We start from the raw sequence: 19,776 nt of genomic DNA on the forward strand, positions 1-19,776 counted from the left end.
GTCTACGCCTCCTGGGTCGCGGGTGGCAGGGTGAACCAGTAGAACCCATGCCCAGGAAGCGTCAGAAGATACGGAAGTTCGCCAATTGGTGGGAACGGGACGCCGCCCATGGTCTCCACCGGGACCGAGCCCTCGAACCGGCGCAGGTCCAGCTCGACCGGCTGCGGGAACCTGGAGAGGTTGTTGACGCAGAGCATCCGGTCGTCGCCCAGCTCGCGCACGTAGGCCAGGACGCTGGGGTTGGAGGCGTTCAGCTCGGTGAACGCGCCCAGGCCGAAGACCGGGTGGCGTTTGCGGATCTCGATCATGCGCTTGGTCCAGTGCAGCAGCGAGCCGCTGCTCTTCTGCTGGGCCTCGACGTTGATCGCCTGGTAGCCGTAGATCGGGTCCATGATCACCGGCAGGTACAGCCGTCCCGGGTCGCAGTCGGAGAACCCGGCGTTGCGGTCGGGGCTCCACTGCATCGGGGTCCGGACGCCGTCGCGGTCGCCCAGCCAGATGTTGTCGCCCATGCCGATCTCGTCGCCGTAGTAGAGCACGGGCGAGCCGGGCAGGGAGAGCAGCAGCGCGGTGAAGAGCTCGATCTGGTTGCGGTCGTTCTCCAGCAGCGGCGCCAGCCGCCGCCGGATGCCGACGTTGGCGCGCATGCGCGGGTCCTTGGCGTACTCCGAGTACATGTAGTCGCGCTCGTCGTCGGTCACCATCTCGAGCGTGAGCTCGTCGTGGTTGCGCAGGAAGATGCCCCACTGGCAGTTCTCGGGGATCTTCGGCGTCTGGGCCAGGATCTCCGAGATCGGGTAGCGGGACTCCCGGCGCACGGCCATGAAGATGCGCGGCATCAGCGGGAAGTGGAAGGCCATGTGGCACTCGTCGCCGCCGGTGGCCGGGTCGCCGAAGTACTCGACCACGTCGGCCGGCCACTGGTTGGCCTCGGCCAGCAGCACCCGGTCGGGGTAGAGCCGGTCGACCTCCGCCCGGACCCGCTTGAGGTACTCGTGGGTCCGGGGGAGGTTCTCGCAGTTGGTCCCGTCGGCCTCGAACAGGTAGGGGATGGCGTCCATCCGGAAGCCGTCGATGCCCAGGTCCAGCCAGAAGCGCAGCACCTCCAGCATCGCGTCCTGCACGTCCGGGTTCTCGTAGTTGAGGTCCGGCTGGTGGGAGAAGAAGCGGTGCCAGTAGTACTGCTGCCGCACCGGGTCGTAGGTCCAGTTGGACGACTCGGTGTCGACGAAGATGATCCGGGCGTCCTTGTAGAGCTCGTCGGTGTCGGACCAGACGTAGAAGTCGCCGAACGGGCCCTCGGGGTCGTGCCGGGAGGCCTGGAACCAGGGGTGGGCGTCGCTGGTGTGGTTCATCACCAGGTCGGCGATGACGCGCATGCCGCGCTTGTGCGCCTCGTCCACCAGCTTCACGAAGTCCCCGAGGTCGCCGAATTCGGGGAGGATCTTCATGAAGTCGGCGATGTCGTAGCCGCCGTCACGGAGCGGCGACTCGTACAGGGGCAGCAGCCACAGGCAGTCGACGCCCAGCCACTGGAGGTAGTCCAGCTTCTGGATGAGGCCGCGGATGTCCCCGGTGCCGTCGCCGTTGGAGTCGGCGAATCCCCGGATCAGGACCTCGTAGAAGACCGCGCGCTTGAACCAGTAGGGGTCGCGCGGCTCTTCCTCGTCGAAGGTGTTCGGAATGGGTTCGGACAAATGGCTCATGGCTCCCCGCTGTTCTGCCGGATCGCGCACCCGGCCGGCTTACCTTGGGTTCGCCGCCGTGCGCAGGGTGAAGACGTGCGCTGGTTGGATGTGGGGATCAAGGCGCACGTAGTTCGACTGCCGCCAGCGGTACGACTCGCCGGACAGCTCGTCGTCGACGACGAACTCGTCCTGCCAGTCGAGGCCGAGGGCGGGCATGTCCAGGGACACCGTCGCCTCATGGGTGTGGTGGGGATCCAGGTTGACGACGGCCAGGACGACGTCACCCGCGCCGTGCCGTCGTGTGGCCGTGTCGCGGGCCCCCGGGAGCCGCTTGGACAAGCAGATCAGGTCCGGGTGGTCGACGCTGTGGAACCGTAGATTACGCAATTCCTGAAGGGCGGGGTGCGCTCTTCGCAACAAATTCAGACGCGTGATGAAAGGCGCCAGGCTCCGCGCCTCTTGCTCTGCTTTGGCCCAGTCGCGAGGTCTGTACTGGTATTTCTCGCTATCCAGGTATTCTTCGCTGCCCGGTCGGACCGGGACGTTCTCTCCCAGTTCGTACCCGGAGTAGACCCCCCAGGTCGGCGCGCCCAGGGCCGCGATGACGGCCCTGATCTTGAACGCGGGGATCCCGCCGTGCTGGAGGTATTCGTGGAGGATGTCCGGGGTGTTGACGAAGAGGTTCGGCCGCATGAAATGCGACGTCTCGTAGGCCAGTTCGTTCAGATAATCCTCGATCTCCTGGCGGGAGTTGCGCCAGGTGAAGTACGTGTACGACTGGTGGTAGCCGACCTTGGCCAGGGCCCGCATCATCGGCGGGCGGGTGAACGCCTCGGCCAGGAACAGCACGTCGGGGTCGGTGGTGTGGATGTCGGCCAGCAGCCGCTCCCAGAAGGCGACCGGCTTGGTGTGCGGGTTGTCCACCCGGAAGATCCGCACGCCGTGGTCCATCCAGAGCCGGACCACCCGCTTGACCTCGGCGTAGATCCCCTCGGGGTCCTTGTCGAAGTTGACGGGGTAGATGTCCTGGTACTTCTTCGGCGGGTTCTCGGCGTAGGCGATCGAGCCGTCGGCGCGCACGTTGAACCACTCCGGGTGCTCCTTGACCCAGGGGTGGTCGGGCGAGCACTGCAGCGCCAGGTCGAGGGCGATCTCCATGCCGAGCCGCCGGGCCCTGGCGACGAACGCGTCGAAGTCGTCGAAGGTGCCGAGGTCGGGGTGGATCGCGTCGTGCCCGCCCGCCTCGGAGCCGATCGCCCACGGCGAGCCGGGGTCGTGCTCCTCGGGGGTCAGCGTGTTGTTGCGTCCCTTGCGGAAGGCGTGTCCGATCGGGTGGATCGGCGGCAGGTAGACGACGTCGAAGCCCATCTGCGCGACCGCGGGCAGCCGCTCGGCCGCGGTCTGGAAGGTGCCCGACTTGGGCGTCGACCCCGGCTCGACGACCGCGCCCTCGGAGCGCGGGAAGAACTCGTACCAGGAGCCGAACAGCGCCCTGCGCCGGTGGACCAGGACCGTGTGCCTGGCCGACCGCGTCACCAGGTCCCGCAGCGGGTGCGCGCGCAGCATCGCGGCCGTCTCCGGGAGCTGGACCGCCGCGAACCGGGCCCGGGGGTCGCGGCTCTCGTCGCGCAGCGCGGCGGCGATCGCCGAGAGCGCCGCCCGGTGCCCGCAGGCCGCGTGACCGTTCCTGCCGTTGCCGTTGCCGTGCGCCGCGCCGTTCCCGGCGGTGCCGCCCTCGGCTCCGTCGCCTTCGGCGTCCTCGGGGGGCAGGCCCCTCCCGGAGCAGTCCGCGGGCCGTACGGCCCGGGCCGCGCGTTCGAAGAGCCGGGCGCCCTCCTCGCACATCAGGTCGGCGTCCATGCCGCGCGGGATCTTGATGCCCGCGTCGTGCAGCCAGGTGGCGATGGGGTCGCTCCACGCCTCGACGCGGAAGTGCCACGTGCCCTCGTCGGGCAGCGTCACGTCCACGCCCCAGCGGTCGGTCCCCGACGCCAGCTCGCGCATGCGCAGCAGCGGTCCGCGGGTGCCGTCCGGGCCGGTCAGCACGACTCCGGCGGCGACCGCGTCGTGTCCCTCCCGGAACACGACGGCGGAGATCTCGAAGGTCTCGCCCGCGGCGGCCTTGGCGGGATAGCGCCCGCAGTCGACCACGGGGTGGATGTCCTGAATAGGGATTCGTCCGATCATCGCGTCTCACGGTAGCGGCGGCACGCCCGGTGCCGCCGGGATGGTCCGGCCAAGAAAGACCCTTCGCTTCTCAAGCATCCCCTGACCGGCCGCGGGGCAGGACGAGGCACCGCCTCCCGCGTGGACGGCCGGATCCCGGAGACGGAGCCGCTGGCTCATATGTGGGTTGCCCCGATAGTGGCTCTTCATACCTGACGGAGCGAAGATCCGGAGAGGTTCCTTCATGAGGATTTCTCCTTCCCGTCGCCGGGCCCTCATTCCGCCGGTCGCCGGGCCATCGTTCTCCCCGCGGCCGGGCCATCAACCGACCGGGACGCGTTTGGAGCCCGGTGATTGCGGTGAGGGGGACACGCGTGAGCAATTTGGTCGCCCCTGTGGCGTTGAGTAACTAGGGTCTGACAGCGTGAGAGCTATCCGCAGGTTCACCGTCCGCACCGTCCTGCCTCCGGAGCTGGCCGCCCTCGGCGAGCTCGTGCACAACCTCCGCTGGTCCTGGCATCCCGAGACACTCGACCTGTTCGCCGAGGTGGATCCGGACACCTGGGAACGGGTGGGCCACGACCCCGTGGCGCTGCTGGGCGCAGTCGAGCCCGAGCGCCTGCGCGAGCTGGCCGCCGACCGCCGCTTCCTGCGGCGGCTCGCCGACGCGGCCGACGACCTCCGCGAGTACATGACCGCCCCGCGGTGGTACCAGTCGCTACCGGACGCCGCCCGGGCCATCGCCTATTTCTCCCCCGAGTACGGCATCGCCGCCGCCCTGCCGCAGTACTCCGGCGGCCTGGGCATCCTGGCCGGAGACCACCTGAAGGCGGCCAGCGACCTCGGGGTGCCGATCCTCGCGGTCGGCCTGCTGTACCGGCACGGCTACTTCACCCAGTCCCTCTCGCCCGAGGGCTGGCAGCTGGAGCACTACCCGTCGCTCGACCCGGGCGGGCTGCCGCTGACCCTCCTGAAGGAGGCCGACGGCTCCCCGGTCCGGATCCGGATCGGCCTGCCCGAGCACCGCACGCTCCACGCCCAGGTCTGGGTGGCCCAGGTGGGCCGGGTCCCGCTGCTGCTGCTCGACTCCGACGTGGCCGAGAACGACAACGCCGAGCGCGACGTGACCGACCGCCTGTACGGCGGAGGCACCGACCACCGCCTGAAGCAGGAGCTGCTGCTCGGCATCGGCGGGGTCCGCGCCATCCGGGCCTACTGCCGGATCGGCGGGCACCCCGAGCCGGAGGTCTTCCACACCAACGAGGGCCACGCCGGCTTCCTCGGCCTGGAGCGCATCCGCGAGCTCACCGAGGCCCGGCTCTCCTTCGACGAGGCCCTGGAGGCGGTCCGGGCCGGGACCGTGTTCACCACGCACACCCCCGTGCCCGCGGGCATCGACCGCTTCCCGACCGACCTGATCGGCCGGCAGTTCGGCGGCGACAACGCCTGGCCCACCGTCCCGGTGGACCGCATCCTCGCGCTCGGCGCCGAGGAGGAGCCCGGCAAGTTCAACATGGCGGCGATGGGCATGCGCCTGGCCCAGCGGGTCAACGGCGTCTCGCAGCTGCACGGCGAGGTCAGCCGGGGGATGTTCCAGGGGCTGTGGCCGGGCTTCGACATCGACGAGGTGCCGATCGGGTCGATCACCAACGGCGTGCACGCGCCGACCTGGGTCGGCCGGGAGATCATGGAGCTGGCCGGGCGGGAGCTGCCCTCGCTGGTGGACCGCGCCCAGGGCTGGGAGGGCGTGAACAAGATCTCCGATGAGGACGTCTGGAGCATCCGGGGACGGATGCGCGAGCGCCTGGTCGAGGCGGCCCGCGTCCGGCTCCGCCGCTCCTGGCTCGACCGCGGCGCCTCCCCGGCCGAGCTCGGCTGGATCGACGAGGCCCTCGACCCCGAGGTGCTGACGATCGGCTTCGCCCGCCGCGTGCCCTCCTACAAGAGGCTCACGCTGATGCTCTCCGACCCGGCGCGCCTGCGCGAGCTGCTGCTCCACCCGGAGCGGCCGATCCAGATCCTGATCGCGGGCAAGGCCCACCCGGCCGACGAGGGCGGCAAGAAGCTCATCCAGCAGATCGTGAAGTTCGCCGACTCCGAGGACGTCCGCCACCGCATCGTCTTCCTGCCCGACTACGACATGGCCCTCGGCCAGCTGCTGGTCCAGGGCTGCGACGTGTGGATGAACAACCCGCTGCGCCCGCTGGAGGCCTGCGGGACCAGCGGCATGAAGGCGGCGCTGAACGGCGGGCTCAACCTGTCGATCCGCGACGGCTGGTGGGACGAGTGGTACGACGGGACGAACGGCTGGGCCATCCCCACCGCCGACGGCGTCGCCGACCCCGACCGCCGCGACGAGCTGGAGGCAGGCGCGCTGTACGACCTGATCGAGCACGAGGTGGCCGACCGGTTCTACGACCGCCCCGTCGACGGGCTGCCCCGCCGCTGGCTGGAGATGGTCCGCCACACCCTGACCTCCCTCGGCCCGAAGGTCCTGGCCGGTCGCATGCTCCGCGACTACGTCGTCGACCTGTACACCCCGGCGGCCCAGGCCGGGCGCGCCCTGTCGGCCGGCGGGCACGACCAGGCCAAGGACTTCGCCTCCTGGAAGCTGCGGGTCGGCCGGGCCTGGCCCGGCGTGCGGGTCGAGCACGTCGAGGCGTCCGGCCTGGGCGACACCCCCGAGGTCGGCGCCTCCCTGGAGCTGCGGGCCACGATCGCCCTGGGCGAGCTCGATCCCGGTGACATCGAGGTCCAGGTCGCCTACGGCCGGGTGGGGCTCCACGACGAGCTGGTGGACCCCGAGTACGCGTCGCTGAACGCCGACTCCCGGGGCGACGACGGCAGGGCCGTGTTCAACGGCGCGATCCCGCTGCAGCGCACCGGGGCCTTCGGCTACACCGTCCGGGTCGTCCCGTCCCACCCGCTGATGGCGGCCCCCGCCGAACTGGGCCTGGTCGCCGTCCCGCAGGAGCCCGAAGGCATGACCAACGGCACCCTGCGCTGACACCACCGGCCGGCCGGGAGGGCACCCCTCTCCCGGTCGGCACCCCTCTCGTCAGGCCTTCGGCGGCACCCGTCCGGAGTCGCCCTCGGGCTCACGGGCGACCAGCGCGAGCAGCGCCGGATCGGCGTGGACTTCGGCGGTGTGGCGCCACTGGGTCAGCAGCACCGCGAGGGGGGCGAGGTTGTCGAGTGAAGCCGCTCCACGGGCCACCTCCACCAACTCGTGAAGGAATGTCTCGGCGTCGTCGTCGGGCAGGAATGACACCCAGGGCAGCGCTTCGCGCAGTGCCGCCCTCAACTGGGCCGGATCACCCACGCGCACCAGGCCGGCCAGCAGGTCGGCGGTGAAGTAGACCACCGCACCATCATGCTCCCACTGGTCGATTCGCATCAGTGCGAGATCTTCAGTCGTTCCCGGGTCCAGCAGGCCGGTCGGGGCGGGAGTCCCGGACCGTGCGGCCCTCCCGTTCGATCTCCCGGCTGAGGAAGAAGTTCAGCGCGGTCCGGATGGCGGCGATCGCCGCGAGCTGCCCGATCTGGGGGAAGCTCGGCGCGATGGCCGTGCGCAGCACATCCCCGGCCAGCTGGAACTCCAGGCCCAGCGCGAGGAACCGTCCCAGGAACAGGCGGACGGCGACGAAGTCGTCGTGGCCGCGGCGCCGTACGGTGACCACCAGGAAGCGCGCGAAGGCCACCGCCGCGCCGACGAAGATGACGATCGCGCCCGCGGCCTCGACGAGGCGGACGAGCAGGTCGACGGCCTCGCGGAGGAACGCCTCGGGCAGCAGGTCGGTCATGATCCGCCGTTACCCGGAAACCGCGGCGCCAAGCCGGGGGAACGCGGTGCCGTCCCTCGTCCGGTGCCTCTACAAGCCTGCACCTGAAGCGATACCACCAGAGCATTCTGTGACGATGTGCGAACGCTTGGTAATTCATCGATATAGGCTTACGCGCATCATGATGCTTGAGAGCTCGCATCTCTGATGCGACACTTGAAAAGTGAGGACCACGGTGCGTCTCGAAGAGGATGTCGTCGCCGCCGTCGAGCAACTGCGGCGCGAAAGGCACATAGGGCTGAGTGAAGCGCTCAACGAGCTGGTCAGGGCGGGGATGCGGGCCCGGCCTCAGCGGCGGGTGTTCCAGCAGCGCACCCGGGCGCTGCAGATGCGTGTCGACGTCTCCAACGTGGCGGAGGCGCTGGACCTGCTCGATGATCTGGAACACGACTGATGATCGTCGATGCGAACGTTCTCCTCTACGCCGTCGACAGCGGCAGTTCGTTCCACGAGGCGTCGAAGAGCTGGCTGGAGCGGGCACTCAACGGGTCGTCGCGGGTGGGTCTCCCCTGGAACTCCCTGTGCGCGTTCGTGAGGATCTCGACCCACCCCCGGGCCTCGGCTGATCCTCTCGGCGTGGAGGAGGCGTGGGGCTTCGTTCAGGACTGGCTGGACGCGGAGACCGTGTGGATCCCCGGTCCCACGGCACGGCACGCCGAGGTGCTGCGGGATCTGCTGGTCGAGGGGGACCTGCGGGGGAACCTGGTCACGGACGCGCATCTCGCCGCGCTCGCCATCGAGCACGGCGTCGGCGTCTGCTCGTTCGACTCCGACTTCGCCCGCTTCCCGAAGCTCGAATGGGTCAATCCCCTGTCGAGCAGGTAGAAGAACCTCTTCAGGGCCCGCCGGAGACCAGTGCCGGTACCCGGGAACGGCGGCGCCAAGCGGATCCGGGGCCGCCCGCCCCTGGGCGGACGCGTGATCGTCGTGGAGACTGGGGGCATGACCGTTGAACGCGTTCAAAGGATGGCGGTCGCCGGCAGGACGCTCGCCACGGGTCTCCTCGGCGGCGCCGCGGCGGGAGCGGCCTCGGCGGTGCTCGTCATCGTCGTGGCCGTCCTCACCGGAGGTGAGGGCGCCGAGGGCGTCGGCGACTGGGTGGAGCGCATCCTCCTGCTGATCCCCGCGTCAGTCCAGGTGGGGCTGATCGGCGCCCTGATCGGGCTGGCCGCGGGGCTCGTCGTCGCCGTGCCCGCCGCGGCGGTGATGGCGCTCGCGGCCCCCCTGCTGGCGGCGCGGCCGACGCGGGCGCGGGCGGTGTGCGCGGCGGTGGTCCTGGCCGCCGCGGTCGCGCTGGAGGCCGCCGTCCTGGCGGCGACCGGGGGCGGGGTGACCGACTCCCCGTGGACCGATGTCATGATCGTCTCGCCTGCCCTGGCGGCGGCGGGCGTCCTGGGGTGGAGAAGAGGACCGGCGCTGGTCGACGGACCGGCCGGCCGGGGGGAAGGCGGACGACCTGTGATGGGAACGGGCGAGGGCGGGCACGGCGCGATCGAGGCGGGGGAGGGGCCGGGCGGGCCCGATCCGGTGACGAAGGCCGGCTACGTGCTGGAGTTCGAGGACCTCTTCGAGGGGGACCGGCTGAACGAGGGCCGCTGGATGCCGTACTACCTGCCGCAGTGGAACGGCCGCGCCGCCTCCGCGGCCCGGTACGAGGTCGGCGGGGGCCGCCTGGACCTGCTGATCGAGGAGGACCAGCCGCCCTGGTACCCCGAACGGGAAGGGGGGCTGCGCGTCTCGTCCCTGCAGACCGGCGTCTTCGCCGGGCCGCTCGGGAGCACGGTCGGGCAGCACGGGCGCGGCTCCGGTATGGCGGTCCGCGAGGAGCAGCGCGCCGTCCGGCTCTACACCCCGCAGTACGGCCTGATCGAGCTGCGGGCCAGGGCGATCGACGATCCGCGCTCCATGGTGGCGCTCTGGATGATCGGCTACGAGGACGAGCCCGAGCGGTCGGCGGAGATCTGCGTCTGCGAGATCTTCGGCCGCGACGTCGGGCCGGACACCGTGAGGGTCGGGATGGGCCTGCACCCCTTCGGCGATCCGGCGATCACCGACGACTTCACGGTGGAGACCCTGCCCATCGACGCGCGGGAGTTCCACGTCTACGCCGCCGAGTGGACCCCCGAGCGGGTCTCCTTCCTCGTCGACGGCCGGCACGTCAGGACCGTGCGCCAGTCGCCGCGCTACCCGATGCAGCTCATGCTCAACATCTACGAGTTCCCGGAGGCGCCAGAGCGGGACACCCCGCCGGCGCCGGAGCATCCGTACCCCAAGCGGTTCACCGTCGACTACGTCCGGGGTTACCGCCCGACGGCCCGAGCGGGGAGCCACGTCCGGAGCGACCTCCCGGCGGCCGGGGCGGAGGGGGCCAAGGCGGAGGAGGTCGTGGCGGAGGGGGCCGGGGACGTCTGAAGGGCCGCGCCGTCCCGGGCGTAACGCCCTGAAGTGCGCTTTCGTTGTTCCTTTCGGGATGAAGGGGGAATGGCTCAGGAGCCGGGAACCTTCCACATCGCGGAGACAACAGTGAACGCATGGACGTTCGAGGGCCAGCCGGGGGCGCTGGGCGGCACCACGGTGACCCTGGTCGAGGGCGGCTCCTTCTGCGTGTCCACCTGCAACGGCGACATCACCCCGGGCGGCGCCCAGGGGCTGTACCACGCCGACACCCGCCTGGTGTCGCGCCTGGAGCTGAAGGTGGACGAGGCGCCGATCGAGTCGCTCCGGACGATCAACCCCGAGCCGTATCACGCGATCTTCCTCGGCCGCACCGGGCCCCGGCCGGGCCAGGCGGAGAGCACCATGCTGGTGATCAGGGACCGCTACGTCGGCGGGGGCCTGCGCGAGGACCTGACCCTGCGCAACATGTCCGACGAGGCGGCCGGGTGCACGATCGCCCTGCACCTCGGCTCCGACCTGGCCGACCTGTTCGAGGTGAAGGGCGGGCGGGTCATGCACGTGGCGGACGTGGAGATGACGTCCGACATCTCGGGCCTGCTGGTCGTCTCCGCCACCCGGGGGCGCGGAGCCAGGATCATGAGCAACCCCATGCCGACCGCCACGATGGGCCTGCTCTCCTTCCGGGTGGTGGTCCCCGCGCGTGGCGACTGGACCGTCGCCCTGCAGGTCAACCCGATCGTGGACGGGGAGGAGACGCCCGCCTGGTTCTCCACCCACCATCCGGTGGAGCACGCCGAGCCGGCCCGGCGGCGCGCCGACTGGGAACGGCTCGCGCCGGTCGTCACGACCTCCAACCGGACCGTCGCCCAGGTGCTGGCCAAGTCGAAGGAGGACCTCGGCTCGCTCCGGCTCTTCGAGGAGGACAAGCCCGGCGAGCCGCCGTCGGTCGCCGCGGGCGCCCCGTGGTTCATGACGCTGTTCGGCCGCGACTCGCTGCTGACCTCGTGGATGGCGCTCCCGATGGACCAGTCCCTGGCCCTGGGCACGCTGCGCCGGCTGGCCCGGGTGCAGGGCCGGGCGGAGGAGCCGCTCTCGGAGGAGGAACCGGGCAAGATCATGCACGAGCTGCGCTTCGGGGTGCAGGACGGCGTCTCGGCCCACGACGGGCACGTCTACTTCGGCTCGGTCGACTCCACCCCGCTGTTCGTGATGCTCCTGGGCGAGCTGCGCCGGTGGGGCCTGTACGAGGAGGCGGTCGAGGAACTGCTGCCGCACGCCGACGCGGCCCTCGACTGGATCACCAGGTCGGCCGACCCGTTCCTGTACTACCGGCGCAAGACCGACCACGGCCTGCTCAACCAGGGCTGGAAGGACTCCGTGGACGGCGTCAACTTCGCCGACGGCACGCTGGCCCGCCCGCCCATCGCCCTGGCCGAGGTCCAGGGGTACGTCTACGCCGCGTACATCGCACGGTCGCACTTCGCCCGGGAGGCGGGCGACCCGGTGCTCCAGGAGCAGTGGATCGAGCGCGCGATGCGGCTGCGGGACGCGTTCGACGAGATGTTCTGGCTGCCGGACCGGGGTTACTACGCCATGGGCCTGGACCGGGCGGGCCGACCCATCGACGGGCTCGGCTCCAACATGGGGCACTGCCTGTGGACCGGCATCGTGAACGAGGAGCGGGCCGCCTCCGTTGCAGAGCACCTGCTCTCACCGGAGATGTTCACCGGGTTCGGCATCCGGACCCTGGCCTCCAGCATGGGCGCCTACAACCCGATGAGCTACCACAACGGCTCGGTCTGGCCGCACGACAGCGCGCTGGTCACCGCGGGCCTGATGCGCTACGGCTTCGAGGAGGAGGCGAGGCAGGTCGCGTTCGGCCTGCTGGACGCGGCCAAGGCCTTCAACTGGCGGCTGCCGGAGCTGTACTGCGGGTTCGGCCGGGACGAGTTCCCCGAGCCGGTGCCGTTCCCCACCTCCTGCGCCCCGCAGGCCTGGGCCTCGGCGGCCCCCATCCAGCTGATGCGCAGCCTGCTCCGCCTGGACCCGTGCGTGCCGCAGAACAAGGTGTGGATGTCGCCCGTCGGGCTGACCAGCATGAAGATCGCCGGTCTGCAGCTCGCGGGGGCCCGGGTCACGATCGACGTCGACGGCGGCGAGGTCGCGGTCACCGGGCTCCCGGAGCACGTCACCGTGGTCGGCGCGCCGCGGCCGCCGCTGACCGCCGTCCTGGAGGAGATCCACTGACCCCTCCCGGGCGGACGCCCTTTCGATCTCTCCCCGATCAGTGGTCCGGATGTCCTTCAGAAGGCCGGTCGGCCGTAGGCGAGGTTGAGATGGTTTCCGCAACGGGTCTCCCGGGACGGCGCGGCACGCTGCGCATCGTGATGGTCGCGCCGCCCTGGTACGAGGTGCCGCCCCGCGGCTACGGGGGGATCGAGTCGATGCTGGCCGAGCTGATCGCCGGTCTCTCCCGGCGCGGGCACGAGGTCACGCTGGTGGCGGCGGGCAGGCCGGGCACCTCCGCGCGCTTCCTGCGCACCTACGCCTCGCCCCCCTCCGGGCGGATCGGCCAGGCGTTACCCGAGGTGCTGCACGCGGCCCGGGCGCACGACCTGCTCGCGGGGATCGACGCCGACGTCGTCCACGACCACTCGCTGGCCGGGCCGCTGACCGCCGCCGCGCGCACCGCCCCGACCGTGGTCACCTGCCACCACGAGGTGGACGGCGAGTTCGGCGAGTACTACCGGGCACTCGGCCGCGAGGTCTCCATGGTCGGCATCTCCGCCGCCCAGCGGCGGCTGGCCCCCGACCTGAACTGGGCGGGAGTGGTCCACAACGCCGTCGAGACGGGCTCGTTCCCCTTCCGCGAGCGCAAGGAGGACTGGGTGCTGTGGCTGGGCCGGTTCAACGAGGACAAGGGGGCGCATCTGGCCGTCGACGCGGCCCGCGCGGCCGGGCGGCGGATCCTGCTCGCCGGGCGGATCACCGAACCGGGGGAGCGGGAGTACTTCGACCGGGAGGTCGCCCCCCGCCTGGGGCCCGACGCGGTGTACGTCGGCGAGGCCGACGCCGTCCGCAAGCGCGAGCTGCTGGCGGGCGCCCGCTGCCTGCTCTTCCCGATCCTCTGGGAGGAGCCGTTCGGAATGGTGATGATCGAGGCCATGGCCTGCGGCACCCCGGTGGTCGCCCTCCGCCGGGGAGCGGTGCCGGAGGTGGTCGCCGACGGCCTCACCGGGTTCGTCCGGAGCCGGCCGGAGGAACTCGCCGAGGCGGTCGAGGCGGCCGACGGGCTCGATCCGCGGGCCTGCCGCTCCCGGGTCAGGCGCCGCTTCGACGTCGAGGTGATGGCCGAGGGGTACGAGAGGGTCTACCGGGCGGCGGCGGCCGGCCCCGAAGGTCCCGCCGGCGTCACCGGCGGGACGGGCGAGGCGGTGTTACCCCTCCGCTGACGCCTCCCGCCTCCCGCCTCCCGCCTCCCGCCTCCCGCGGCCCGCGTGGGCTCCCGCCGGGCGGCACCCGCAGGTCCGGTCCCCTCTCCCGTACGGCGTCCGCAGGCCCGTGCGCTCCCGCCGTACGGCACCCGCCGGGGCCGGGGCGGGCGGGTCCGGCTCTATGGTGGGACGGCATGCGGAACGACGGCGTTTCCAGTGGAGGACAGCGATGGGTGAGTTCGTACGGGTCGAGTCCGCCGACGGGGTCGCGACGATCAGGCTCGACCGGCCGAAGATGAACGCGCTCAACGCGCAGGTCCAGCGGGAGATCGCGGACTGCGCCCGGCAGGTGGACGCCGACCCCGGCGTGCACGCGGTGGTCCTCTACGGCGGTGAGCGGGTCTTCGCGGCGGGTGCCGACGTCAAGGAGATGGCGGACATGCCGTACGCGGAGATGTCAGCGCACTCCTCGGTGCTCCAGGACTGCTTCACCGCGGTGGCGGAGATCGGCAAGCCCGTCGTCGCGGCGATCACCGGTTACGCGCTCGGCGGCGGCTGCGAGCTCGCCCTGTGCGCGGACGTCCGCATCGCGGGCGAGTCCGCCAGGCTCGGCCAGCCGGAGATCCTGCTGGGCATCATCCCGGGCGCGGGCGGCACCCAGCGGCTGCCGCGGCTGATCGGCCCGGCGAAGGCCAAGGACCTCATCTTCACCGGCCGCCAGGTGACCGCCGCCGAGGCGCTGGAGATCGGCCTGGTCGACCGGGTCGTCCCCGACGCCGACGTGCACACCGAGGCCCTCGCCTACGCGGCCCGGTTCGCCGGCGGCCCGGCGGCGGCCCTGCGCGCGGCCAAGCGGGCGATCGACCACGGCCTGGAGGCCGACCTCGACACGGGCCTGGAGATCGAGCGGCTGGCGTTCTCCGGGCTGTTCGCCACCGACGACGCGCGGATCGGCATGCGCGCGTTCGCCGAGAAGGCCCAGGCGAAGTTCACGGGGCGCTGAGCGGGCCGCTCGCCGCGCCGCGCCGCGTCGCTCCGGTGGGGCCGCCTGCACCCTGCACCCTGCACTGTCGCTCCGGCAGGGCCGCCCGTGCCGTCGCTCCACCGCGCCGCTCCGGCCGGGCGGCCGGAGCGACGCGGACGGGCGGGTTCACGCGGCGCGGGTCACGGCTCCCGGGCCAGCAGCACGCGCACCATCGCAGCGCGGGAGGCCTCGTCGGTCGTCGCGGTCGGACCGGCGGCGGTGCCGATCGGCACGGTACCGCCGCTGTCGGCCAGCAGCGAGGTGACGCGCCCCGAGCCGGCCCCGGCGAGCTGGTCGCGGACGGCCATGCCCGGGGGCGGGGTCCAGGCGGTGGTGACCGAGGACTTGTCGGCCCAGTAGGACACCAGCCAGCCGCCCGCCGTACCCACCTCGACCGCCGGGCCGGTGTGGGAGGTCGTGGCCGTGGTGTCCGACCGGGTGGCCACCGCCGCGACCGGATCGGCCGCCGAGGTCCCGTCGTAGGCGACGAGCTGCAGACCGATCTTGGTGATGGGGCTGAGCTCCAGGCTGACGGGGGTGCCGGCGTCCCCGGCGACCGCGACCTTCTTCCACACGAGGGTCCGGGCGGAGCCGGTCGTGAAGTCGGCGACCAGGGTCCAGCCGATCACTCCGGCGGGCCCGGTGACCGTCGCCGAGACGGTGTTGACGGTCGCGAACAGCAGCATCCCGTCGCCGCTCTGGACCGCGGACGGCACGCCGACGCTCGCGCTCGTGGTGTTCCCGGCGAAGTGTGCGGCGGCGCGGAAGGCGACGGGCTGGACCGGCGGCGCGCCGCCCGCGACGTAGCTCAGGTGCAGCACCGGGGCCGTGCCCCCGTCGTGGGACTGGGCGGCGCGTTCGCCGGTGCCGGTCATGACGAACGCGATCGCGTTGCCGCGGGCCCACCCCGGCCGGTCGACGACCTCCTGCACCAGCGTCTTCAGCTCGGAGGTGCGCTGCGCCTCGCCGGCCTGGCCCGCGCCGGTCCACGCCGGCGGGCTCCAGGTCACCGACGCCTGGGTGCGGGGCCGGGCCGCGACGCTGCCGGGCGTGGTGGCGAAGGTCGGCGTGTCGTCCGACGCGACGGCCCACACCCGCGCGGTCGTGGCCGCCGACCCGCTGCGCGCGGAGGTGAACTGCACGGAGGCGGAGGTGATCGTCGAGCCCGGCGGGACGTCGAGCCCGGCGAAGCGCAGCCCGATCGTCTGGGCGGTACCGCCCGCGTTCGGGATGTTGAGCGACTTGCCGAGCCAGTCCACGTAACCCGTCGGCGGCTGCTCGACGTCGTCGAAGGCCTTGGCCACCGGGACGTTCAGCGGGATGGGGGCGCCGTCCGGCAGCACGGTGACGGTGACGTCGTCCGAGCCGGACAGCGCCGAGTCGGAGGCGGTCAGGCGCAGGACGTAGGTCCCGGGGGCGGAGAAGGAGACCTCCGTCACGGCGGCCGCCGCGTCCGCGAACACGGCGGTGCCCGGGCCGCCGGTCTGCGACCAGGCGACGGCCACCGGCGCGGGGCCGCCGTCGTCGCGTACGGCGCCGCGCAGCGTCAGCGGGTCGGTGAGGTGCGACGCGACGTCGCGCCCGGCCTGCGGCACGGGGGCGAGGTTCGGGACCGGTGGGAGGTCCACCGACATCTCGTACATCTTCCCGTCGTTCTCGTCCGGGTCGGTGTCGTTGTCGACGCCGCGGTCCACGATGTACAGGTTCAGCCGCTGCGGGTCGTCCGTGGCGGGGGCGACCGCTATCCCCGCCGCCTTCGTCTGACCGGACGCCGAGATGTCGATGCTGTTGACCGGCATCACCTCGCGGTTGAGCTCGTACACCCGCCGGGTGGTGAAGTCGGCGACGAGGAGGGTGTGCCTGACCGGGTGGACGGCGATGCCCTCCGGGTCGCGGATGCCGAGGCCGAGCACGTCGAACTCCGTGCTCACGTCGTCGCCGCTCGGCGCCACCCCGTCGAAGACGCCGTTCGGCCCGGGGCCGACCCGGTGGATGTCGTTGTCGGTGCCCTCCAGCACGAAGATCTCGCCGGTCTGCGGATGGAACGCCACGTCCTCGGGGTCGGTGCTGCCGAAGGCCCCGGTGCTGAACCAGGTGCGCACGTCGTCGGCGGTGGCGAACCGCCCGTCCGGCCCCGGGTCGAAGTCGTGGATGCGCTGCTGGTCGTCGTCGGCGATGAACGCGTGCCCGCTGCCCGGGTCGTGGCTGATCCCGACGGGCTCCTTGGTGGGCGGGTTCGTCAGGCCCCGGTCCGTGAGGGTCCCGGAGCGGGTGATCTCGAAGAGGTTGGAACCGGCGAAGACGGGCATCTCGTCGACCTCGCCGTCGACGATCAGCAGGCGGTCCCGGGAGGGGACGTAGGCGATGCCCGACGGGTCCGGAAGCGGCGGGTCGAGCGCGGAGAGGTCGACCGTCCTCACCAGCGCCGCGTTGAGCTGGGCCGCGGAGGCGGGAGCGGCGGACACCCCGGATAGGAGGGGGATCAGCAGTCCCGCGACGAGCGATCCGGTGGTGAGACGTCTTCGCGTTCGTGACATGCCTGGCCATTCCTGTGATCCCGCGCCCCGTACGCACGTGCTGCGTCACGATCTTCGCCAGGATATGACCTTGACCTGAAACAGATCCTCTTTTAAAGATATCGTGCAAAATTATGGTGCGGTTGATGACACGGATCCCGATTCCCGCACGCCTGCGGCGGGTGGTCCGCAACTGGTTCGACTCCCGCTACATCTCGCGGGCCGATCACCGGCGGGACATCAGGGACGCCCTGTGGGAGGTCCAGACGCTGGGTCGCGAGGTCACCGCGCTGCGCGCGGAGGCCGACGGGCTGCGCAGGGAGGTCGGACGCCTCCGGGCGCGGTCGGCCGGGCCGGGCATCGACGCGGAGCGGGCCGCCCGGTGGGACGACGCCCACCGGCTGGCGCAGGAGACCGCGGCCGCGCTGGAGCGGGTGCTCCAGAACGAGGTCCTGCTCTGGCAGGCGGTGGACCGCGTCTCCGGGGGCCGGGCGGCCGGAGAGGGGAGCGCACCGGCCGGCAGGACGGCGTGAGGGTCGCCTGGACCGCCGGGGACGGGCTCCGGCACCTCGCCTTCCGGCTGGACGCCGAGGACGGCATCACCGGCCCGTGCACCGACGGCCAGCCCCTGAAGATGGCCACGAACTCCTGCCGGGTCGAGCTGCCGTACGAGCCGGGGGAGACCCACCCCGATCTGCTCGCGCTGACCGCGTGGACGGTCGTCGCGCCGTGGACGCGGCGGCGGGTCGTCTTCGACCGGCCGGTCTCGCCGGAGTTCGCCGCGGCGATCGAGGAGGGCTGGGGGATCGAGGCGGGGCCGGTGGGCGGATCGCCCCGGTCCGGGCGCGGGCTGGCGATCTCCTACAGCGGCGGGGCGGACTCGGCGGCCGTCGCCGCGATGCTGCCCGACGTCCCGTTCGTGCACTTCCAGCGGGTCCCGCACCCCCGGGTGCCCAACCGCTGGGCCCACTACCGGTCGGACACCCTGGCCCGGCTGGTCGGCAGGACCGGCCGCGAGTCGGTGACCGTCCGCTCCGACCTCGAGTTCGTCCTGGCCGAACCCCGCCCCGGCTACCCCGAGCACCACGCGGTGGCCGCAGGGTCGCTGCTGCTGGCCGACGAGCTCGACCTGGGCGGGATCGCCTTCGGCTACGAGCTGGGCTCGCGCTGGCTGGGCGGCGGCCGCTACCTGCACAGGTACACCCCCGACAACCCGATGTGGGCCCCGCACGGCGCCTGGGGGCGGGCGTTCGCCGCGGCGGGGGTGCGCATCGTGCTCCCGGTCGGGGGGGTCAGCGAGGCGGTCACCATGCGGCTCGCGCTGGGCTCACCTCTGCGCGAGCACGTCCGCTGGTGCCTGCGCGGGACCGGCGGACCCTGCGGGACGTGCGGCAAGTGCCTGTACAAGGAGCTCATCCAGGCCGCGATCGAGCGCCGCCCGCTGCGCACCTCGATCACCGCGGACCGCGGGGTCGCCCGCAAGTGGCAGCGGCCCCCGCCGTACGGCGGGCAGGAGATGATCGAGTACGGCTGCGCCCGGGTGCCCGGCATCGAGGACACGGCCTTCGCGAAGGCCGCGGCGTTCCTGGGCGCCACCGAGGAGTCGACCGCCTGGCTGGACCGCTGCTACCCGCCCGCGGTCGAGGAGGTCCCCGCGCCGTGGCGCGAGCGGGTCCGCGCCTTCATGGCCGCCGAGGTCGGCTTCATGAGCGAGGATGAGGCGCGCCGGGTCGAGACGTGGGGGACTGTGAGGGGGCCGTCGTGAAGGTGTACGTGTCGGTGGACATGGAGGGCGTCACCGGGCTGACCGACCCGGAGGAGATGCGGGCGGGCGGACGAGGCTACGAGCGCGGCTGCGAGCTGATGACCGGCGACGCCAACGCGGTGGTGCAGGGGGCCTTCGACGCGGGGGCGCGGGCCGTACGCGTCAACGACGCCCACGGGTCGACCAAGAACCTCAGGATCGACCTGCTCGACCCGCGGGCCACGCTCGTGCGGGGACCGGGCAAGCCGCTGCGGATGGGCCAGGGGCTCGACGGGACCTACGCGGCGGCCTGCTTCGCGGGCTACCACGCGCGCGCCGGGGTGCGGCACGGCGTGCTCAACCACACCTGGATGGGCAAGGAGATCCAGAACGTCCGCCTCAACGGGGAGATCTGCGGGGAGACGCGCCTGGTCGCGGCCTTCGCCGGCTCGCTCGGCGTGCCGGTGGCCCTGGTGACCGGGGACGAGGCCGTCTGCGAGGAGGCCCGCGAGCTGCTCGGCGACGTCGAGACGGCCGAGGTGAAGAAGGGCGTCGACCGGTTCTCCGCCGAGCTCCTGCCGCCGGTCGTCGCGCAGGCCCGCATCCGGGAGGCCGCCGCCCGCGCGCTCGGCCGCCTGGGCGACTTCCGCCCGTACGTCGTCGAGCCGCCCTACACGCTGGGCGTGGAGTGGAACTCCACCGCGATCGCGGCCGGTTGCGCGGTCATCCCCGGAGTGCGGGCGACCGGCCCCCGCGAGACCGAGTTCACCACCGACGACTTCGGGCAGATCATGTCCCTGTTCGGCGTCTTCGCCATGATCGGCGGCCAGGTCGCCTGCGGCAGCGGGATCTATGGCTGAGCCGGACGGACCCGCGGGGAGCGGGCGGGCCGGAGCGGCGCCCGGGGCGGGGGCTCCCGGACCGGCCGGCCGGTCCGGCGCGGGCACGCCGAGCGCACCGGGCAC

15 protein-coding genes are annotated in these 19,776 nt (G+C 72.2%); 10 read left to right on the plus strand and 5 right to left on the minus strand.

Annotated features, from left to right (window positions below; translation table 11 throughout):
- Positions 1–2 precede the first annotated feature (2 nt).
- Complete coding sequence (treS, locus tag IEZ07_RS03485) at positions 3–1,706, minus strand: maltose alpha-D-glucosyltransferase (protein WP_191893470.1); 1,704 nt, start codon at positions 1,704–1,706, stop codon at positions 3–5.
- 39 nt (positions 1,707–1,745) lie between these two features.
- Positions 1,746–3,875 carry an alpha-1,4-glucan--maltose-1-phosphate maltosyltransferase gene (locus IEZ07_RS03490; protein WP_191893471.1) on the minus strand — a complete coding sequence of 710 codons (2,130 nt, stop codon included), beginning with the start codon at positions 3,873–3,875 and terminating at the stop codon, positions 1,746–1,748.
- Between the two features lie 403 nt (positions 3,876–4,278).
- Here IEZ07_RS03490 and glgP point away from each other — a divergent pair, with 403 nt between their 5' ends.
- The gene (gene glgP, locus IEZ07_RS03495) at positions 4,279–6,861 is read left to right on the plus strand and encodes an alpha-glucan family phosphorylase (RefSeq protein WP_191893473.1); all 2,583 of its coding nucleotides are present in this window, start codon (positions 4,279–4,281) and stop codon (positions 6,859–6,861) included.
- A 51-nt stretch (positions 6,862–6,912) separates the two neighbouring features.
- Here glgP and IEZ07_RS03500 read toward each other — a convergent pair whose 3' ends face one another.
- Positions 6,913–7,251 carry a hypothetical protein gene (locus IEZ07_RS03500; RefSeq protein WP_191893474.1) on the minus strand — a complete coding sequence of 113 codons (339 nt, stop codon included), beginning with the start codon at positions 7,249–7,251 and terminating at the stop codon, positions 6,913–6,915.
- Between the two features lie 13 nt (positions 7,252–7,264).
- Positions 7,265–7,657, minus strand: a complete 393-nt coding sequence (locus tag IEZ07_RS03505; RefSeq protein WP_191893475.1) for a DUF1622 domain-containing protein — start codon at positions 7,655–7,657, stop codon at positions 7,265–7,267.
- Positions 7,658–7,871: 214 nt separating this feature from the next.
- Here IEZ07_RS03505 and IEZ07_RS03510 point away from each other — a divergent pair, with 214 nt between their 5' ends.
- The 6 genes from IEZ07_RS03510 to IEZ07_RS03535 all read left to right on the plus strand — a co-directional run bounded on the left by IEZ07_RS03510 (position 7,872) and on the right by IEZ07_RS03535 (position 14,530).
- The gene (locus tag IEZ07_RS03510; protein WP_301549300.1) at positions 7,872–8,090 is read left to right on the plus strand and encodes a hypothetical protein; all 219 of its coding nucleotides are present in this window, start codon (positions 7,872–7,874) and stop codon (positions 8,088–8,090) included.
- Positions 8,090–8,521 (plus strand): type II toxin-antitoxin system VapC family toxin, encoded by a 432-nt coding sequence (locus tag IEZ07_RS03515; RefSeq protein WP_191893477.1) that lies wholly within the window; start codon positions 8,090–8,092, stop codon positions 8,519–8,521. Before IEZ07_RS03510 ends, IEZ07_RS03515 begins: the two co-directional genes overlap by 1 nt.
- A 117-nt stretch (positions 8,522–8,638) precedes the next feature.
- Positions 8,639–10,108 carry a glycoside hydrolase family 16 protein gene (locus tag IEZ07_RS35415; protein WP_239319469.1) on the plus strand — a complete coding sequence of 490 codons (1,470 nt, stop codon included), beginning with the start codon at positions 8,639–8,641 and terminating at the stop codon, positions 10,106–10,108.
- Between the two features lie 111 nt (positions 10,109–10,219).
- Complete coding sequence (locus IEZ07_RS03525; protein ID WP_204054263.1) at positions 10,220–12,340, plus strand: amylo-alpha-1,6-glucosidase; 2,121 nt, start codon at positions 10,220–10,222, stop codon at positions 12,338–12,340.
- 89 nt (positions 12,341–12,429) lie between these two features.
- Entirely contained in the window at positions 12,430–13,545 is a 1,116-nt protein-coding gene (locus tag IEZ07_RS03530) for a glycosyltransferase family 4 protein (RefSeq protein WP_191893479.1), read from the plus strand.
- A gap of 211 nt (positions 13,546–13,756) precedes the next feature.
- Positions 13,757–14,530 carry an enoyl-CoA hydratase/isomerase family protein gene (locus IEZ07_RS03535; RefSeq protein WP_191893480.1) on the plus strand — a complete coding sequence of 258 codons (774 nt, stop codon included), beginning with the start codon at positions 13,757–13,759 and terminating at the stop codon, positions 14,528–14,530.
- 161 nt (positions 14,531–14,691) lie between these two features.
- On the opposite strand, the gene IEZ07_RS03540 is transcribed toward IEZ07_RS03535, so the two are convergent.
- The gene (locus IEZ07_RS03540; RefSeq protein ID WP_191893481.1) at positions 14,692–17,088 is read right to left on the minus strand and encodes a PKD domain-containing protein; all 2,397 of its coding nucleotides are present in this window, start codon (positions 17,086–17,088) and stop codon (positions 14,692–14,694) included.
- Positions 17,089–17,213: 125 nt separating this feature from the next.
- On the opposite strand from IEZ07_RS03540, the gene IEZ07_RS03545 reads away from it, so the two are divergent.
- The 3 genes from IEZ07_RS03545 to IEZ07_RS03555 are packed head-to-tail and all read left to right on the plus strand — an operon-like array spanning position 17,214 to position 19,671.
- Entirely contained in the window at positions 17,214–17,600 is a 387-nt protein-coding gene (locus tag IEZ07_RS03545) for a hypothetical protein (protein ID WP_239319467.1), read from the plus strand.
- A complete protein-coding gene (locus IEZ07_RS03550) occupies positions 17,597–18,832 on the plus strand; it encodes a DUF6395 domain-containing protein (protein WP_191893482.1) in 1,236 nt (411 codons plus the stop codon). The genes IEZ07_RS03545 and IEZ07_RS03550 overlap by 4 nt, the downstream gene beginning before the upstream one ends.
- Entirely contained in the window at positions 18,829–19,671 is an 843-nt protein-coding gene (locus IEZ07_RS03555) for a M55 family metallopeptidase (RefSeq protein ID WP_068897815.1), read from the plus strand. Before IEZ07_RS03550 ends, IEZ07_RS03555 begins: the two co-directional genes overlap by 4 nt.
- Positions 19,672–19,776 lie beyond the last annotated feature (105 nt).

Source organism: Planomonospora parontospora (genome assembly GCA_014647935.1).
GTDB lineage: Bacteria > Actinomycetota > Actinomycetes > Streptosporangiales > Streptosporangiaceae > Planomonospora > Planomonospora parontospora.

Excerpts from the sequence above, each read along its gene's own strand:
- IEZ07_RS03515 (WP_191893477.1), top strand. The coding sequence starts at position 8,090 with ATGATCGTCGATGCGAACGTTCTCCTCTACGCCGTCGACAGCGGCAGT.
- IEZ07_RS03505 (WP_191893475.1), bottom strand. The coding sequence starts at position 7,657 with ATGACCGACCTGCTGCCCGAGGCGTTCCTCCGCGAGGCCGTCGACCTG.
- IEZ07_RS03530 (WP_191893479.1), top strand. The coding sequence starts at position 12,430 with ATGGTTTCCGCAACGGGTCTCCCGGGACGGCGCGGCACGCTGCGCATC.
- IEZ07_RS03500 (WP_191893474.1), bottom strand. The coding sequence starts at position 7,251 with ATGCGAATCGACCAGTGGGAGCATGATGGTGCGGTGGTCTACTTCACC.
- IEZ07_RS03490 (WP_191893471.1), bottom strand. The coding sequence starts at position 3,875 with ATGATCGGACGAATCCCTATTCAGGACATCCACCCCGTGGTCGACTGC.
- IEZ07_RS03545 (WP_239319467.1), top strand. The coding sequence starts at position 17,214 with ATGACACGGATCCCGATTCCCGCACGCCTGCGGCGGGTGGTCCGCAAC.
- IEZ07_RS03540 (WP_191893481.1), bottom strand. The coding sequence starts at position 17,088 with ATGTCACGAACGCGAAGACGTCTCACCACCGGATCGCTCGTCGCGGGA.
- treS (WP_191893470.1), bottom strand. The coding sequence starts at position 1,706 with ATGAGCCATTTGTCCGAACCCATTCCGAACACCTTCGACGAGGAAGAG.
- IEZ07_RS35415 (WP_239319469.1), top strand. The coding sequence starts at position 8,639 with ATGACCGTTGAACGCGTTCAAAGGATGGCGGTCGCCGGCAGGACGCTC.
- IEZ07_RS03535 (WP_191893480.1), top strand. The coding sequence starts at position 13,757 with ATGGGTGAGTTCGTACGGGTCGAGTCCGCCGACGGGGTCGCGACGATC.